The organism is Streptomyces luteoverticillatus, from assembly GCF_003970715.1.
Taxonomy (GTDB): domain Bacteria; phylum Actinomycetota; class Actinomycetes; order Streptomycetales; family Streptomycetaceae; genus Streptomyces; species Streptomyces abikoensis.
Window position 1 is genome coordinate 3892647 of record NZ_CP034587.1, and the last position, 16659, is coordinate 3909305.

The window sequence follows — 16659 nt, forward strand, 5'->3', positions numbered from 1 at the left end:
GCGACCGCCTTTCGACCGCCCCGCGACCGTCCGTCCGGCAGTCTCGTGACCCCTTCGCGCCCTGCTCGCGCCGCCTTCTCGTGCCGCCCTAGCGATCCGGTTCGGAGTCCTTCAGCCAGCCGATCAGCTCCGCCGAGAACGCCGCCGGGTCCTCCTCGTGCGGGAAGTGGCCGAGCCCGTCGAAGAGCCGCCAGCGGTAGGGGGCCTCCACATACTCGCCGGAGCCCGCCGCGCTGCGCGTCCGCATCACCGGATCGAGGGACCCGTGCAGATGCAGCGTCGGCACCCGGACGGGCCGCTTCATCCGGCGGTTGAACTGCATGCCGTCGGGGCGGGCCATGGACCGCACCATCCACCGGTACGGCTCGATCGAGCAGTGCGCCGTGGAGGGGATCGACATCGCCCGGCGGTAGGTCTCGACGGCCTCGTCGTCCGGCAGCCGGGGCCCCGACCACTCCCGGATCAGCCGCCCCACCAGCGCCGCGTCGTCCGCGAGCAGCCTCCGTTCGGGCAGCCACGGCCGCTGGAAGCCCCAGATGTGGGAGCTCGCCGCGCTCTGCCGGGGGTCGGCGAGCATCGCCGACCGCCAGCGGCGCGGGTGCGGCATCGAGGAGACCACGAGCCGGCGCACCAGCTTGGGCCGCATCACGGCCGCGGTCCAGGCCAGATACCCGCCCAGGTCATGGCCGACGAGGGCGGCGTCCGGCTCGCCGAGGGAGCGGACCACCCCCGTGATGTCGAGGGCGAGGTTCGCCGGGTCGTAGCCCCGGGGCGTGCGGTCGCTGCCGCCGACACCGCGCAGGTCCATCGCCACCGCGCGGAACCCGGCCTCCGCGAGGGCCGGCAGCTGATGCCGCCACGTCCACCAGAACTGCGGAAAGCCGTGCAACAGCAGCACCAGCGGCCCCTCGCCCATCTCGGCGATATGGAACCGGGCCCCGTTCGCCGCGACGTCCCGGTGGGTCCACGGACCCTCCGCCCGGACGACCGCGGCGGGCGAGGCCGCCGCTGCCGGGGCCGCGGGCGTCGCGGGCCGGCCGGGTTCGGGGGACGCGGGCGCTGCGGAGGTATCGGGCACCGTCATACGGTCGAGCGTGTCACAGATGCGTCCGTCTGGCTCGTGTCTGCCAGAGGACGCGGGTGCGGCTTGACGGTGCCCAGCACGGCCGCGGTCTCCTTCGCCGAGGCGATGGTCTTCTCCGGCTTCTTGATCTTCTTGAACTTGGCCACGGCCAGCAGCCCGAGCACCGCCGCGATCACCAGATAGGCGCTGCCGGTGATCAGGAACGACCAGGCGAGCCCGAGCCCGAGGTTGTGGATGCCATAGGCCGCCGCGAAGCTGAGGACCGGCAGTGAGAAGAGCGCCAGGACACCGGCCGCGGCGATGGCGCCGCCGCCGATGCCGAGCCGCCGGGCGTCCTGCCGCAGTTCGGCCTTGGCCAGTGCGATCTCGTCGTGCACCAGCGCGGACAGCTCGGTGGTGGCCTGTGCCACCAGCTGGCCGAGGCTGCGGTTCGCGCCGTCGTCGGCTGCGCTCATCGCCTGCTCCCTCATCGTCATCGGCTTCGTCCTCCGCGGGGCTCCGGTCCGGCTGGTCCGGGCCTTACGGGGAGCGCACCGCGGATGTAAAGACTCTCAGATCATGCCGGACCGTCGTCGCTGGTGGTGCGCCCTGCCGCCACTTCCGCCAGCTTGCGGTGCGCGGCCGCCTTGGCCTCGTACTTCGCGGCCATGCGCAGGTGGTAGTCGGGATTGTCCTGCTCGTAGATGTCCGGGATGCCGTCCTCGTCCTCGTCGCGGTCCTCTTCCTCGCAGAGCCTCTTGTACTTGTTGTCGCGCAGTTTGAGGAGAGTGCCGGAGAGGACGGCGGCTATCAGCGAACCGACGAGCACGGCCGCCTTGACCTCACCGGTGAGGACCGCGTCGCCGCTGAAGGCGAGCTCGCCGATCAGGAGGGACACGGTGAAGCCGATCCCGGCCAGGGAGGCCACGGCCAGCACATCGGGCCACTTGAGGTCCGGATTGAGCTCGGCCCTGGTGAAACGCGCCGCCGCCCAGGTGCCGCCGAAGACGCCGACGGCCTTGCCGACGACCAGGCCGAGGACCACGCCCAGCGTCTCGGGCCGGGAGAAGACGTCGGACAGCGCCCCGCCGGAGACCGCGACGCCCGCCGAGAACAGCGCGAACAGCGGCACGGCCAGCCCCGCCGACAGCGGGCGCACCAGGTGCTCGATGTGCTCGCCGGGGGAGTGCTCCTCGCCGTCGCGGCGGGTGCAGCGGAGCATCAGGCCCATGGCGACGCCGGCGATGGTCGCGTGGACGCCGCTGTTGTACATCAGCGCCCAGTTGACGACCGCGAGCGGGACGTAGACGTACCAGCCGCGTACGCCCTTGCGCAGCAGCACCCAGAAGACGGCCAGGCCCACGACGGCGAAGCCGAGGGCGGCGAAGTTCAGCTTCGACGTGAAGAAGACCGCGATGATGAGGATCGCGAAGAGGTCGTCGACGACGGCGAGGGTGAGCAGGAAGGCGCGCAGGGCGGACGGCAGGGCGGTGCCGATGACCGCGAGCACGGCCAGGGCGAAGGCGATGTCGGTGGCGGTGGGCACGGCCCAGCCGCCCAGGGAGCCACCGCCGGCCGAGGCGGTCAGGGCGTAGACGATCGCGGGCATGGCCATGCCGCACAGCGCCGCGACGACGGGCAGGATCGCCGCCTTGGGGTCGCGGAGTTCGCCCGCGACGAGCTCGCGCTTGAGCTCGATGCCGGCGACGAAGAAGAAGACCGCGAGCAGTCCGTCGGCCGCCCAGTGCTGGACGGACAGGTTCAGCCCGAGGCTTCCGGGGCCGAGGTGGAAGGAGCGGACGGTCTCATAGCTCTCCCGCACCGGGGTGTTCGCCCAGATCAGCGCGGCGACGGCGGCGACGAGCAGCAGAACGCCGCCCACGGTCTCGGTGCGCAGCGCGTCCGCGAGATAGTTCCGTTCGGGCAGGGAGAGCCTGCCGAGGAAGACGGAACGCTGGTTCTTGGACGCGGCCACGGTGGTGGACCTCCTGGGGTCGGTCTGACGGTCTGAAAACACACGCGTACACGTGTGCTGTGTTGCCGACCAGACTTCCCGGCGCGCCCTAGATTCTTGTCGCAGTATTGACGCGACAAGTACTTACCTTAGCCGGAAAGAGTGAAGGGCACCCGATGTGCTGTCGGGCGCCCTTCACCCGCAGGGCTTTGACCTGCGGTTACGCGGGTGTTTTTCGCGCTCAGTCCTCGCTGGGGGTGGCGGGGAGCTTGGCCTGGATGAGGTCCATGACCGAGGAGTCGGTCAGAGTGGTCACATCGCCGAGAGTGCGGTTTTCGGCCACGTCGCGGAGCAGGCGGCGCATGATCTTGCCGGAGCGGGTCTTGGGCAGTTCGGCCACGGGCAGGATCCGCTTGGGCTTGGCGATCGGGCCGAGCTGCTTGGCCACGTGGGCGCGCAGTTCCTCGGTGAGGCCCTCGGCCTCGGCGTCCACGCCGCTGCGCAGGATGACGAAGGCGCAGATGGCCTGGGTGGTCTGGGGGTCGGTGGCGCCGACGACGGCGGCTTCGGCGACCTTGGGGTGCGAGACGAGGGCGGATTCGACCTCGGTGGTGGAGATGTTGTGGCCGGAGACGAGCATGACGTCGTCGACGCGGCCGAGGAGCCAGATGTCGCCGTCCTCGTCCTTCTTGGCGCCGTCGCCGGCGAAGTAGCGTCCTTCGAAGCGGGACCAGTAGGTGTCGAGGTAGCGCTGGTCGTCGCCCCAGATGGTGCGGAGCATGGAGGGCCAGGGCTCGGTGAGGATGAGGTAGCCACCGTGGCCGTTGGGCACCTCGTTGCCGTCGTCGTCGACGACGGTGGCGGAGATGCCGGGGAGCGGGACCTGGGCCGAGCCGGGCTTGGTCTCGGTCACGCCGGGCAGCGGGCTGATCATCATGGTGCCGGTCTCGGTCTGCCACCAGGTGTCGACGACGGGGGTGGTGTCGGCGCCGATGTGCTTGCGGTACCAGACCCACGCCTCGGGGTTGATGGGCTCGCCGACCGAGCCCAGGATCCGCAGGCTGGAGAGGTCGAACTTGGCGGGGATGTCGTCGCCCCACTTCATGGCGGCGCGGATGGCGGTGGGGGCGGTGTAGAGGATCGTGACGCCGTACTTCTGGACGATCTCCCACCAGCGGCCCTGGTGCGGGCTGTCGGGGGTGCCCTCGTAGAGCACCTCCGTGGCGCCGTTGCTCAGCGGGCCGTAGACGATGTACGAGTGGCCGGTGACCCAGCCGACGTCGGCGGTGCACCAGAAGACATCGGTCTCCGGCTTGAGGTCGAAAACGGCGTGGTGGGTGTAGGACGCCTGGGTGAGGTAGCCACCGGTGGTGTGGAGGATGCCCTTGGGCTTACCCGTGGTGCCGGAGGTGTAGAGGATGAAGAGCGGGTGCTCCGCGTCGAAGGCCTCGGGGGTGTGCTGGTCGGACTGACGCTCGACCAGCTCGTGCCACCACACGTCGCGGCCCTCGGTCCAGTCGATGCCCTCCTGGCCGGTGCGGCGGACGACGAGCACGCTGCGGACGTTCTCGGTGCCGGGGCGGGTGAGGGCCTCGTCCACCGCGGGCTTGAGCGCGGAGGGCTTGCCGCGCCGGTAGCCGCCGTCGGCGGTGATGACGACGCGGGCGTCGGCGTCGTTGATCCGGGTGGCGAGGGCGTCGGCGGAGAAGCCGCCGAAGACCAGCGAGTGCGGGGCGCCGATGCGGGCGCAGGCCAGCATCGAGACGACCGCTTCGGGGATCATCGGCAGGTAGATGGCGACGCGGTCGCCCGCCTGGACGCCCAGCTCCAGCAGGGCGTTGGCGGCGCGGGAGACCTCGCGCTGCAGCTCGGCGTAGGTGATCGAGCGGCTGTCGCCGGGCTCACCCTCGAAGTGCAGCGCGACGCGGTCGCCCAGGCCGTTCTCCACATGGCGGTCGACGCAGTTGTACGCCACGTTGAGCTTGCCGTCGGCGAACCACTTGGCGAAGGGCGGATTCGACCAGTCGAGGGTCTCGGTCGGCTCGGTCGCCCAGCTCAGGCGGCGGGCCTGCTCGGCCCAGAAGCCCAGCCGGTCAGCCTTCGCCCGCTCGTACGCCTCGGCGGTCACATTGGCCTCGGCGGCCAGACCGGCGGGCGGTGCGAAGCGGCGCTCCTCCTTCAGAAGGTTGGCCAGGCTTTCGTTGCTCACGACATCTCCCTTTCCCAGGGGGCTCGTTACGTCCCGGCCATAGCTCATCAGGCCGGGACGCACCCTGACAAGGGGTGTGGACAAAAAGTGGTTTAGACCTTATGGAAAGTTGATGTGCCGAGGTCAGAGGGGGTGGTGCGGCCCGCGGGGCGCACCGGGGGCGTTGGACCGGAGTGCCGGGAGACGGCGCCGGGCGAGGCTTTGGGCGGAGGCTTTGAGGCGGGCGGAACGGAGTGCCGGGGCGGGGTCGGTCATACGGCGTCCAGGACGGCGGGCCGTACGGCGGTGAAGGTGCGCGAACTCCGGTCCAGGACATAGGCCTGGGCCTCGCCGACATGGAAGTACATCCCCTGGAGTTGCAGCGATCCTTCGGCCACCCGACGGGCGACACAGGCGTGAGCCATCAGATGGTCGAGCTGCTGCAGGATGTTGACGAGCGCCAGCCGCTCGACGTCGTCCGCGACGGGCCGGTCGGCCAGCGCCACCTCCCCGCGCCCCAGCCGGCCGATCCGCTGCATACGGGCGAGGCTGGGCCGGCCGTGCCGCAGCCAGCGGGTGAGCGGCGTCTGGCCGGAGACGAGGCCAAGTCCGGCGGGGGAGGCGGACAGATCCAGCAGTGCCTGCATCGCGCCGCATCCCGAGTGCCCGCAGACGGTGATGCTGCCGACCTTGAGTACCTCCACGGCGTACTCCACGGCGGCGCCGACCGAGTCGCAGCTTCCGTCGTCGCCTGGCGGGGGCAGCAGATTGCCGACATTGCGCACGGTGAACAGATCCCCGGGGCCGCTTGAGGTGATCATGCTGGTCACCAGCCGGGAGTCGGCGCAGGTGAGGAAGAGCTGGCTGGGGCGCTGTCCTTCACGGGCGAGCCTGGCCAGCTCGTCGCGGACCAGTGGGGCGGTGTCGCGCTGGAAGGCGCTCACCCCGCCGAGGAGCCGCCCGGTCTCGCAGGGCTCGGCCTCCTCACCGGCGTGGGGCGCGCGGTCGTGATGACGCCAAGGGGTCCAGGGGCGGTGGGCGGTGGAACCGGTGGGGTCCGTGACGGGCCTGCCGCCGCCCCGGAGGGTGCGTACGACCCGGGGCAGGGAGAGCAGCGCGGCGATCACCATGCCCACCACGACGCCCTGAAGTACTCCCAGCAGCAGCACCGATCCGAGCGTGGCCACGTACATGGGGAACTCCCTGTGTCGCGACAGCTGCTTGACCTGGGCGGGATCCGCCGCCCTCAGCCCGGCCGCGATGGCGAGGGTGGCCACGGAGGACAGCGGGACCAGCTCCGGCACCGCCGTCGGCAGCCCCGCGCACAGCAGCACACAGACGGCGCACACCGCCGCGCCCGCGTGGGACCCGAGCCATGCGGAGCCGGAGGACCCCGCGTCCCGAGGGCGCAGCCACTCCTGGACGGGCACCGGCAGCAGGGATCGCAGCGACTGCGCGCTCGCGGCGAGCGTGAGCGTCAGGACCGCCGCGAAGATGCCGAGCACCGGGCCGTCCGGCAGGCCGGGCAGCACTCGGGACTCCCAGGGAGCGAAGGAGATCCGGGGGGTGTCCAGGGAGAGGCTCGCGCCCATGGCCAGGGCGAGCGCGGCGAACGGAGCGGGGACGAGCCGCAGCAGCCGCCCCGCTCCGCCGGGCAGCCGGGGCCAGGCCGCCAGCACCACCGCTGTGACGGCAGCGGCCCAGAGCGCGGCGGGCTGCGGACGCGTCAACTCCGCGCCCAAGGCCCGGAGCCCGGCCAGGGCGGAGGGCTGAGGGCCCGCGCCCAGGACGACGGGCGCCTGACCGAGGACGATCGTTGCTCCCACCCCGGCGAGCATCCCGCGCGCGACCGCGGGGCTGAACGCCGACGCCATACGGGCCACTCGTGAGGCGCCGAGGGCGAGTTGCGCCAGCCCGACGAGCGCGATGACCGCGCAGGTGACCTGCCAGCCCTGGCGTTGGGCCAGCTCCGCGGCCATCAGCACCAGACAGGCGGCCGCGCCCCCGGCCCGGGCCGGGGCGGCGCCGAACACCGCTCCGGCGATGCCGGCGACGGCCGCCGCGATCAGGCAGGCATGGAAGGGGACGCTCGCCGCCAGGGCGATCCCCAGGGAGAGGGGAACGGCGGCCAGGGTGACGGCGGCGGAGGCGGGAAGATCCCGGGACCAGGCGGACCGGCTCCGCCCACCGGGCTCGCGGGGACCGTCCTGGCGGAGCGCCGGGGAGGGTGGGGTCTGCTGGGTCTGCTGAGGGGGCATCGTCGGTCCCGTCTTCATCGTCGGGGCGGCGCGGTCGCGCTGGATGCGCGGCCGTGGTCACGGCGGGCAGCGGCGGGAGCGGCTGCGACGAACAGGCGTCCATCAACTCTCGGTAAACGGATCGTAATGCAGAGTAAAGGGCTGGCGAGGGAATGCCCGGACCCTTCCCCTGAATGAGCGAATAAGTATTTTTAAATGCCTGCCTCCTTTGTTCAGTTTTGACCCCATGCGATGGTGGCGTCGCTTGAACGCCTGCCCGCCCCGCCGGACAGGCGAATCGAACGGCGAGGTGGCTCATGGCTGCTGCATGGAGAATCGCGCTCGGCGGCCTGACGGCCCTGGCGCTGGCCTCGGGGGCCGCGACACCCGACGCCCCCGCCGGCGGGCGGCGGGCGCCGGCCCGCCCGCACCCGGCCGGGCGGCCGGTCCGGCTGATCGGCGACGGCTCCACCGCCGAGACCGGCCCTCAGCCCGGCCAGCCCGTCCCGCGCCGCCTCCACCCCGGTGAACGACCGCCGCAGTTCGTCGTCTTCTCGTGGGACGGCGCGGGCGAGGACGAGCAGAAACTGTTCTCCCACTTCCGTGCCGTCGGCAGGAAGTACCACGCGACCATGACGTACTTCCTCAGCGGCGTCTACATGCTCCCCGCCACCAAGAGGAAGCTCTACGACCCACCCCGGCACCCCGCCGGCGCCTCCGACATCGGTTTCAACGACGTCGAAGGCGTGCGCGACACCGTGGCGCAGATGCGCGCCGCCTGGCTCGAGGGCAATGAGATCGGCACCCACTTCAACGGCCACTTCTGCGGCGCCCACGGTGGCGTCGGCACCTGGAGCAGCAAGGAGTGGGTGAGCGAGATCCGGCAGGCGGAGTCGTTCGTCAGGCACTGGCGGACCAACGCCGGGCTCAGGTCGGAGCCACCCCTTCCGTTCGACTACGGCAAGGAGTTGGTCGGCGGGCGGGCGCCCTGCCTGGAGGGCCAGCGCAACCTCATCCCGGCGGCCAAGGCCATGGGCTTCCGCTACGACGCGAGCTCCATCGGCGGACGGCAGGTCTGGCCCCGGAAGCTGCGAGGCATCTGGGACTTCCCCCTGCAGGACATCCCCGTCCCGGGCCGCGACTTCGAGACGCTGTCGATGGACTACAACTTCCTCGCCAACCAGTCCGGTACGACCGCGGGCGACCCCGACCGGCGGGAGGCGTGGGGCAGACAGATGCGCGACGGCCTGATGGCCGGCTTCCAGCGGGCGTACCGGGGCAACCGTGCCCCGCTCTTTGTCGGCGACCACTTCGAGTCCTGGAACGGCGGCACGTACATGCGCGCCGTCGAGAGCGTCATCAAGAAGGTCTGCCCGAAGGCGGGCGTGCGCTGTGTCTCCTTCAAACAGCTGGCGGACTGGCTGGACGCCCAGGACCCCCGGCTGCTCGCGGACCTGCGCGAGCTGGAGATCGGCAAGGCGCCGAAGAACGGCTGGGCGCGGTTCTTCGGCGCCACGGTCGGACGGGCTGCGCGGTAGCCCAACCGTCAGACGGGCTGCGCGGTAGCCAGCAGCGCCTCGTCCAGCACGAACGCGGGATCGACCTGCGCGGCGAGATCGGCGCCCGTCTTGGCGTTGCCCCAGCTCTCCGCGTTCTTGAGGTGGAAGTGGACCATCTGGCGGGTGTAGCGCTGCCAGTCGCGCCGCTCGTAGGAGGCGTCCGCGGTCTCGCGCAGGACGCGCAGCGCCTGCCGGTTGACCTCTTCCAGCAGCTCGAAGCGGGGCGGTCGGCCCTTCTCCATGGCCCGCACCCAGTCGGAGTGACCGACCGTCGTGAGCAGGTCCTCACCCACCTCGGCACGCAGGAAGTCGAGGTCGTCCTGCCCCTGCACCTTGTTGCCCACGACCTTCAGCGCGACGCCGAAGTCCCGCGCGTACTCCTTGTACTGGCGGTAGACGGACACGCCCTTGCGGGTGGGCTCGGCGACGAGGAAGGTCATGTCGAAACGGGTGAACATCCCGGAGGCGAAGGAATCGCTGCCCGCCGTCATGTCGACGACCACGTACTCGCCCGGCCCGTCCACGAGGTGGTTCAGGCACAGCTCCACCGCGCCGACCTTCGAGTGGTAGCAGGCGACGCCCAGGTCGGAATCGGTGAACGGGCCGGTGACCATCAGCCGGACGGACGCGTCGTCGTCCAGCGCCACCGTACGGGCGCACGCCTCGTAGACCGGATTGTCCTCGGTGATGCGCAGCAGCCGTGAGCCGTTGCCCGGCGGGGTCGTCTTGATCATGGTCTCCGCCGAGGCGATGCGAGGGTTGGCGCCGCGCAGATAGTCCTTGATCAAGGGGAGTCGTGCCCCCATCGCGGGCAGCGTGGCGGTATCCACCTCGTCGAGCCCGAGCGCCGCGCCCAGGTGCTGGTTGATGTCCGCGTCCACCGCGATGAGGGGGGCGCGGTCGGCGGCGAGGTGGCGGATGAACAGGGAGGAGAGCGTGGTCTTGCCGCTGCCGCCCTTCCCCACGAAAGCGATCTTCATGTTCACCAAGAGTAGGTGCAGGGGTGCGCTAAGTGAGAGCCGTGAGTGAAGAGGACCACTCTTTCGGGGGGTGTAGACCCGAAGTGCGTAGTGTCTTACCCATGAGTACGACAGCCGATCCGCTCGCCGCCCTGGGCTCGCTCCCGGGCGTTGCCGACTCCGTGGACTCCGTACGCAAGGCGGTGGACCGGGTGTATGGGCACCGGGTGATGCGCCGCCGGAGCACTGAGATCACCTCCGAGGCGGCGCTGCGCGCCGCGCGGGGCTCGGCCGCGCTGTCCGGCGCGGACTGGGCCCTCGAAGAGGTGCGCCGCCGGTCCGACTTCGGCGGTGAGGGGGAGCCGCGCACGGTGGGCGCGGCGCTGCGGCTGACCGCCGAGGCAGGCCAACTGCTGAGTGTCTGGCGCCAGTCGCCGCTGCGGGTCCTGGCCCGGCTGCACCTGGTGGCCGCCGGCGGCGACCGGCCCGACGCCTCGGTCGGACGGCCCCGGCTGGCTGGTGAGCCGGTGGTGGAGCCTCTGGTAGAGCTGCCGCTGCCGGGCGCGGACGAGGTCGCGGGGCGGCTGGAGGGGCTGGCGGGTCTGCTGATCGCGGGCAGTGCGGCCCCGGCGCTGGTGACGGCGGCCGTGGTCCATGGCGAGCTGCTCGCCCTGCGGCCGTTCGGCTCGCACAACGGCCTGGTCGCGCGGGCGGCCGAGCGCATCGTGCTGGTGGGCAGCGGACTGGACCCCAAGGCCATCTGCCCGGCCGAGGTGGGGCACGCGGAGCAGGGCCAGGAGGCCTATGCGGCCGCGCTCGAGGGCTATGTCTCGGGGACCCCGGAGGGGCTGGCGGCCTGGATCGCGCACTGCGGCCGTGCCGTCGAGCTGGGGGTGCGGGAGAGCACGGCGGTGTGCGAGGCGCTTCAGCGCGGCGCCGCCTGACCGGCGGCCTCCGGGCCGACCATGGCCGGCCTCCGGTTCGCCTCATCTCCCTTGTGGCGCACATGGGTTGCGGCGGTACCCGTACTGCTCCGGTACCGCCGCTGGCACGTCCGCCGGGTTACCATGCGTGCACGAAATTCGCCCATCAGGCCGGGGACTTCGCCCGTCACCTGGTGCGGCTGGCCCGTAATCGACGGGTCGGCGTCGCGTGGGTGCCCGGCTTTCATGCTCGGTCCGTGGGGCCTTGGTGCGTGAGGGGCGTCCTCCCGGATGTCCCTGGTCTCGCGGGCCGTTAAGTCCTTTCTACTCCTGTCGCCGCAGAAGCGGAAGCGCAAGCCACCGTTCTTTTGTTTTTAGCTTCAAAAGCGGGCAAGGCGGACATGGTCGCGGCGGCGATTGGCGAACCACATCAGCCCCGCCGTGGCCGCCGCCGCGCCGATCGCGGCGGCCATGAGTAGTGCCGGACGCGAGGGCATGGGCAGTGCGGAAATGCGCTGCTTCAGGCGCACGGGCCGGTTGAAGGAGAGGATCGGCCAGTCGCGGGACACCGCTTCGCGGCGCAACGCCCGGTCGGGATTGACGGCGTGAGGGTGGCCGACCGCCTCCAGCATCGGAATGTCGGTGATCGAATCGCTGTATGCGTAGCAGCGGCTGAGGTCGTATCCCTCCGAGGCGGCCAGCTCGCGCACGGCCTCGGCTTTGGTGGGGCCGTAGGCGTAGTACTCGATTTCCCCCGTGAAGGCGCCGTCCTCGACGACCATCCGGGTGGCGACGACCCGGTCGGCTCCCAGCAGCGCGCCGATCGGCTCGACGACCTCGGCGCCCGAGGTGCTCACGATCACCACATCCCGTCCGGCGGCGTGGTGTTCCTCGATGAGCGAGGCGGCCTCGTCGTAAATGATCGGGTCGATGAGCTCATGGAGGGTCTCGGCCACGAGCTCGCGGACCTGCTGGACATTCCAGCCCCTGCAGAGGGCGGAGAGATACTGACGCATCCGCTCCATCTGGTCGTGGTCGGCTCCGCCGGCCAGGAAGACGAACTGCGCATAGGCGGTACGCAACACGGCGCGCCTGTTGATCAAGCCGCCTTGGTAGAAGGACTTGCCGAAGGTGAGCGTGCTCGACTTCGCGATGACCGTCTTGTCCAGATCAAAGAACGCGGCTGTCCGGGGCAAGGAGTGGTTTTCCACGCCGCCGAGCATAGGGGCCCTCCATTCGGCGTAAGCTGAGGCGTGTGGGTTTGCCTGAGAAGGCTCTCGGGTACACCATGGAAGTCACGGATCGTTCGCGACCGTGTCTAACCCGGCCCGACTCCTCCCCCCCCGAGTCGGCCGTGGGGACGACCCCCGCTCTCCCCCCCGGCGGGGGTCGTCGCATGTCCGGATGCGTTTCGCTCGTCGCCATCGGGCCTCCCTCCTCCTCGTCCGCCCCGTCGGGCGTGTGACCTCCCTCCTTCATACCCGTTACGCAGCGTAATCGCCATGCTGCTCTCCGGAAGTCACCGGTATAGGTGAGCGGGATATTCACAACCGTTGAGTTGTCCACAGTTTTTGACCAAGATCCACACGATTTCCCGGTTCGCTGCACGGTGATTCCCCGCGAGTTCCGCGATGTTCGCGGAGACGAGAGCGCGGAGTGAGAGGGGAGAGACCGTGAGCGGATCCAGCACGTCCGATCGGCCCGCTTCCGGGGACGGCGAGCAGCGGCGCCCGCTGATCGTCACGGAGGACGAGGCGCTGCTCGATGATCTGCTGAGGCTGTGCGCCGCGGCGGGCGCCGTGCCCGAGGTCGTCCACGGCCCGGCCGCCCGGGGAACCGGCTGGGACGCCGCGCCCCTGGTACTGGTGGGCGACGACAGCGCCACCGGACTGGGAGCCGCCGCCCGCGGCGAGGGCGTGGTGCTCGTCGGCAGAGATCCGGACGACTCCGGCGTCTGGCGCAGGGCCGTCGCGATCGGCGCCCGCCAGGTGGCCCTGCTGCCCGAAGGGGAGGGCTGGCTCGTCGACCGGATCGCCGACGCCGTCGAGGGAGTGGGCCGCCCGGCACTGACGGTGGGCGTCGTCGGAGGGCGCGGCGGCGCCGGGGCCAGCACCCTGGCCTGCGCCCTGGCCGTGGGCGCGGCCCGCGCCGGGCGGCGCACCATGCTCATCGACGGCGATCCGCTGGGCGGCGGCCTCGACGTCCTGCTGGGCGGGGAGAGGGCCGAGGGGCTGCGCTGGCCCGCCTTCGCCGACTCACGGGGGCGAGTGGCCGGACAGGCACTGGAAGAAGCCCTGCCCGAACTGCACTCACTGCGCGTCCTGAGCTGGGACCGGGGCGACTGCACGGCCGTCCCGCCCGAGGCGATGCGCGCCGTCCTCGCCGCCGCCCGGCGGCGCGGCGGAGTCGTGGTCGTGGATCTGCCGCGCAGGCTGGACGAGCCCGCCGTCGAAGCCCTCGAACAGCTCGACCTGGGGCTGCTGGTGGTCCCCGCCGAACTGCGGGCCGTCGCCGCGGCCCACCGGATGGCCTCGACCCTGGGCATGCTGCTGAGGGATCTGCGCGCCGTCGTGCGCGGCCCGTTCGGCTCCGGCCTGGAGGCGGACGAGATCGCCCGCCTCCTGGGGATCCCCCTCGCGGGTGAACTTCCCCTGGAGCCCGGTCTGTCGGACGTGCTCGACGCCGGACGGCCGCCGGGCGGCGCCGAGCGGGGGCCGCTGGCCCGCTTCAGCGCGGAATTCTGGGCCAGGGCGCTCCCCGAGACCGAGGGAGTGCCGGCATGAGCCTCGCGTTGCTGGACGCCGTACGGCTGCGGCTGGCGGAGAGCGGGGCGGAGCCGACCCCCGCCCGGGTCGCCGAGGCGCTGCGCCGGGAGGGGCGGCTGCTGGGTGACGCCGAAGTCCTCGGCGTGGCGGCCCGATTGCGCTCCGAGCTGGTGGGCACGGGCCCTCTGGAGCCCTTGCTGGCGGCGCCCGACGTCACCGACGTCCTGGTCACCGCCCCCGACCGGGTCTGGGTCGACCGGGGCGCGGGCCTGGAGCGCACCGATGTGACTTTCCCCGACGCGGCGGCGGTCCGCGGCCTCGCCCAGCGCCTCGCCGCCATCGCCGGACGCCGGCTCGACGACGCCCGGCCCTGGGTGGACGCCCGCCTTCCGGACGGCACGCGTCTGCACGCCGTCCTGCCTCCCGTGGCCGTCGGCTCCACCTGCCTCTCGCTGCGCGTCGTCCGGCCGCGCGCCTTCGCCCTGGCGGAGCTCGCGGCAGCGGGGGCACTGCCGCCTGGCGGGGAGCGGCTGCTGCGCGCCGTCCTCGACGCCCGGCTCTCCTTCGTCATCAGCGGCGGCACGGGCTCGGGCAAGACCACTCTGCTGTCCACCCTGCTGGGGCTGGTCGCGCCCGACGAGCGGATCGTCCTCGCCGAGGACTCCGCCGAACTGCGCCCGGACCATCCGCATGTGGTGCGGCTGGAGACCCGCCCCGCCAACCAGGAGGGCACCGGCCTCGTCACCTTGCGGGATCTGGTGCGCCAGGCGCTGCGGATGCGCCCGGACCGGCTGGTCGTCGGCGAGGTGCGCGGCCCCGAGGTCACCGACCTGCTGGCCGCTCTCAATACGGGACACGAAGGAGGCTGTGGCACGGTTCACGCCAACGCCGCCGCCGATGTGCCCGCCCGGTTGGAGGCGCTGGGCTCGACAGCCGGGCTGGACCGGGCGGCGCTGCACAGCCAGCTCGCGGCCGCCCTGTCGGTGGTGATCCATATGGTCCGCGACCACGGCGGCCGCAGAAGGGTCGCGGAAGTCCATGTGCTCGACCGGGATTCCGCCGGTCTGGTGACGACCGTCCCGGCGGCGGTGTGGGGCGATGACGGCTTCGAGCGGGCGCGGGGCTGGGCCCGGCTGGCCGGGCTGTGCGGACGCGCCGGGAGTGCGCCATGAGCGGGTGGCCGTTCGGGACGCAGGTTTCTTCCGGATGCGCCGCGCTGTTGCTCTTCGCCCTGTCGCTCTGCGCCGTCGTCGCGCTGCGGGCACGGCCTGGGCCGGGTGTGCGGCGGGCCCGGCTGCTGCTGGCCGGAGGCGGGACGGCCGGAGGTGGAACGGCCGGATGTGGGCCGGGCCCCGCTGCGCCGGGCCGGATCGGCGAGTGGGTCGGGCGCTTGCGGCGGGTGGCGCGGGAGAGACGCGAGTTGCTCTGCCTGCCCGTCGGTTGCGCGGTGGCGGCGCTGGGGAAGTCGGTGCTGCCGCTGATCGTGGGAGCGCTGGCCGTGCCGCTCGTACGGCGGTGGCTGGCGGCGCGGGAGCGGCAGCGTGAGCGGGAGCTCCGGGAGTCCGCCGTGATCGACATGTGCGGCACCGTCGCGGGCGAACTCAGGGCGGGGCGTCAGCCCGGTGCGGCGGTGTCCGGGCTGAGGGACGCGGGGCTGGGCCCGGGATGGCCCGCCGTGCCGGCGGCGGCCAGGTTCGGCGGGGACGTACCGGACGCGCTGCGCAAGGCGGGGCGACGGCCGGGCGCCGAGGGGCTCCAGGGGGTGGCCGCCTGCTGGCGGGTCGCGGTTGACGGCGGTGCCGGTCTGGCCGCGGGCCTGGAACGGGTCGCGGCGGCTCTGGGAGCCGAGCGGGACCAGCGGGAGGACCTACGCGCCCAGTTGGCGGGCACCCGGTCCACCGCCGCGATGCTGGCGCTGCTTCCCGTCGTCGCGTTGCTGATGGGGGCCGCGCTGGGGGCCGAGCCGCTGCGGGTGCTGCTGCACACCCCGACCGGGCTCGGGTGCCTGGTGCTCGGCGGACTGCTGGAGGGCGCGGGCATCGCGTGGACCCGGCGGATCGTCCGGGTCGCGGAAGGGCCGGGGAAGACGAACGGGACGAACGGGAGGGAGCGGGAGAGGTGAACGGGGGTGTTGTCCACAGCCTGTGGGCGGTGGCACTGGCCGTGATCGCGACGGTGTGCGTGGCGGCGCTGGGGAGCGGTGCGCGCGGAAGACGCTCGGCGCGCGGCCGGCTGGTCTCCCTGCTCGGAAGCCAAGGCCGGGCGGAAGGCGAGACGGCGGGAGGTGGGACGTCGGGAAGCGAGGGCCGAGTGCGAAAGCGGACGCGGCGCGCGGTGCGTGGCCTGGACGGGCGGGCGGCCGTGGCGGTGGGATTCGCCGGGCTCGTTCTCGTCTGGCTGGCCGCGGGCGTCACCGGGTGCGTGGCGGGAGCCGCTGCGGCCTGGGGTGCCTGGCGATGGCGGCGGAAGGCCGAGGGAGCCGAGCGAGAGGTGCGGGCCGAGGAAGTGGGACGGCAGTTGCCCCTGGCGGCCGATCTGCTGGCCGCGTGTCTGGCCGCCGGTGCCGGGCCCAGGGAGGCCGCCGAGGCGGTCGGGGGCTCGCTGGGCGGCCCGGTCGGGGCCCGGCTGGCCCAAGCGGCGGCGGAAGTACGGCTCGGCGGTGATCCGGGCACCGCCTGGGGGCGGCTGGGCAGCCTGCCCGGCGCCGCCCCGCTGGCCGGCTGCCTGGCACGGGCCCAGGCCACCGGAGTCCCGGCGGTGGAGCCCATGGCACGGCTGGCGGCACGGCTGCGCGCGGCCCAGGGGCGGACGGCGGCGATGAGGGCCCGCCGCGCGGGGGTCCAGGCGACGGCACCGCTGGGGCTCTGCTTCCTGCCCGCGTTCCTGACGGTCGGGGTGGTGCCGGTCGTGGTCGGGCTGGCCGAGGGACTCATGCGCGGGAGCTGAACGAGGCCCGCCGCAGCAGAAGCGGAAAGGGAAAGTGACGGTGCGACGGATGAGGCCGCGCACCG

Annotated in this window: 13 protein-coding genes; 6 read left to right on the forward strand and 7 right to left on the reverse strand. The window is 72.4% G+C overall.

Going from position 1 to position 16659, the window contains the following annotated elements:
- Positions 1-88 precede the first annotated feature (88 nt).
- The 5 genes from EKH77_RS17260 to EKH77_RS17280 all read right to left on the reverse strand — a co-directional run bounded on the left by EKH77_RS17260 (position 89) and on the right by EKH77_RS17280 (position 7463).
- Positions 89-1084, reverse strand: coding sequence for an alpha/beta fold hydrolase (locus EKH77_RS17260; RefSeq protein ID WP_126915253.1), 996 nt, complete (start codon positions 1082-1084; stop codon positions 89-91).
- Positions 1081-1539 carry a phage holin family protein gene (locus tag EKH77_RS17265; protein WP_126915254.1) on the reverse strand — a complete coding sequence of 153 codons (459 nt, stop codon included), beginning with the start codon at positions 1537-1539 and terminating at the stop codon, positions 1081-1083. The genes EKH77_RS17260 and EKH77_RS17265 overlap by 4 nt, the downstream gene beginning before the upstream one ends.
- 101 nt (positions 1540-1640) lie before the next feature.
- Positions 1641-3038 (reverse strand): Na+/H+ antiporter NhaA, encoded by a 1398-nt coding sequence (gene nhaA, locus EKH77_RS17270; protein ID WP_126915255.1) that lies wholly within the window; start codon positions 3036-3038, stop codon positions 1641-1643.
- 220 nt (positions 3039-3258) lie between these two features.
- Complete coding sequence (gene acs / locus EKH77_RS17275) at positions 3259-5226, reverse strand: acetate--CoA ligase (protein WP_126915256.1); 1968 nt, start codon at positions 5224-5226, stop codon at positions 3259-3261.
- 251 nt (positions 5227-5477) lie between these two features.
- Entirely contained in the window at positions 5478-7463 is a 1986-nt protein-coding gene (locus EKH77_RS17280; protein ID WP_240667387.1) for a carbonic anhydrase, read from the reverse strand.
- 296 nt (positions 7464-7759) lie between these two features.
- Here EKH77_RS17280 and EKH77_RS17285 point away from each other — a divergent pair, with 296 nt between their 5' ends.
- Complete coding sequence (locus EKH77_RS17285; protein WP_206279868.1) at positions 7760-8980, forward strand: hypothetical protein; 1221 nt, start codon at positions 7760-7762, stop codon at positions 8978-8980.
- 8 nt (positions 8981-8988) lie between these two features.
- Here EKH77_RS17285 and EKH77_RS17290 read toward each other — a convergent pair whose 3' ends face one another.
- Complete coding sequence (locus tag EKH77_RS17290) at positions 8989-9981, reverse strand: ATP-binding protein (protein WP_126915258.1); 993 nt, start codon at positions 9979-9981, stop codon at positions 8989-8991.
- A 101-nt stretch (positions 9982-10082) separates the two neighbouring features.
- On the opposite strand from EKH77_RS17290, the gene EKH77_RS17295 reads away from it, so the two are divergent.
- On the forward strand, positions 10083-10904 hold the full coding sequence (locus EKH77_RS17295; protein ID WP_126915259.1) for an oxidoreductase: 822 nt from the start codon (positions 10083-10085) through the stop codon (positions 10902-10904).
- Between the two features lie 359 nt (positions 10905-11263).
- Here EKH77_RS17295 and EKH77_RS17300 read toward each other — a convergent pair whose 3' ends face one another.
- Positions 11264-12106: an HAD family hydrolase gene (locus tag EKH77_RS17300; RefSeq protein ID WP_126915260.1), complete on the reverse strand. Its 843-nt coding sequence runs from the start codon at positions 12104-12106 to the stop codon at positions 11264-11266.
- Between the two features lie 450 nt (positions 12107-12556).
- On the opposite strand from EKH77_RS17300, the gene ssd reads away from it, so the two are divergent.
- From ssd to EKH77_RS17320, 4 genes are read left to right on the forward strand one after another with little or no spacing between them, the layout of a single operon-like run.
- Positions 12557-13666 (forward strand): septum site-determining protein Ssd, encoded by a 1110-nt coding sequence (gene ssd, locus EKH77_RS17305; protein WP_126915261.1) that lies wholly within the window; start codon positions 12557-12559, stop codon positions 13664-13666.
- On the forward strand, positions 13663-14820 hold the full coding sequence (locus EKH77_RS17310) for a TadA family conjugal transfer-associated ATPase (RefSeq protein WP_126915262.1): 1158 nt from the start codon (positions 13663-13665) through the stop codon (positions 14818-14820). The genes ssd and EKH77_RS17310 overlap by 4 nt, the downstream gene beginning before the upstream one ends.
- A complete protein-coding gene (locus EKH77_RS17315; RefSeq protein WP_126915263.1) occupies positions 14817-15770 on the forward strand; it encodes a type II secretion system F family protein in 954 nt (317 codons plus the stop codon). The genes EKH77_RS17310 and EKH77_RS17315 overlap by 4 nt, the downstream gene beginning before the upstream one ends.
- Positions 15767-16594 carry a type II secretion system F family protein gene (locus EKH77_RS17320; RefSeq protein WP_126915264.1) on the forward strand — a complete coding sequence of 276 codons (828 nt, stop codon included), beginning with the start codon at positions 15767-15769 and terminating at the stop codon, positions 16592-16594. The genes EKH77_RS17315 and EKH77_RS17320 overlap by 4 nt, the downstream gene beginning before the upstream one ends.
- Positions 16595-16659: the final 65 nt, after the last annotated feature.

What these genes read in the sequence shown, in the direction of transcription:
- EKH77_RS17315 (WP_126915263.1), top strand. Translation starts at nt 14,817, where the DNA reads ATGAGCGGGTGGCCGTTCGGGACGCAGGTTTCTTCCGGATGCGCCGCG.
- EKH77_RS17300 (WP_126915260.1), bottom strand. Translation starts at nt 12,106, where the DNA reads ATGCTCGGCGGCGTGGAAAACCACTCCTTGCCCCGGACAGCCGCGTTC.
- EKH77_RS17290 (WP_126915258.1), bottom strand. Translation starts at nt 9,981, where the DNA reads ATGAAGATCGCTTTCGTGGGGAAGGGCGGCAGCGGCAAGACCACGCTC.
- EKH77_RS17280 (WP_240667387.1), bottom strand. Translation starts at nt 7,463, where the DNA reads ATGCCCCCTCAGCAGACCCAGCAGACCCCACCCTCCCCGGCGCTCCGC.
- EKH77_RS17285 (WP_206279868.1), top strand. Translation starts at nt 7,760, where the DNA reads ATGGCTGCTGCATGGAGAATCGCGCTCGGCGGCCTGACGGCCCTGGCG.
- EKH77_RS17295 (WP_126915259.1), top strand. Translation starts at nt 10,083, where the DNA reads ATGAGTACGACAGCCGATCCGCTCGCCGCCCTGGGCTCGCTCCCGGGC.
- EKH77_RS17260 (WP_126915253.1), bottom strand. Translation starts at nt 1,084, where the DNA reads ATGACGGTGCCCGATACCTCCGCAGCGCCCGCGTCCCCCGAACCCGGC.
- EKH77_RS17310 (WP_126915262.1), top strand. Translation starts at nt 13,663, where the DNA reads ATGAGCCTCGCGTTGCTGGACGCCGTACGGCTGCGGCTGGCGGAGAGC.
- EKH77_RS17265 (WP_126915254.1), bottom strand. Translation starts at nt 1,539, where the DNA reads ATGAGCGCAGCCGACGACGGCGCGAACCGCAGCCTCGGCCAGCTGGTG.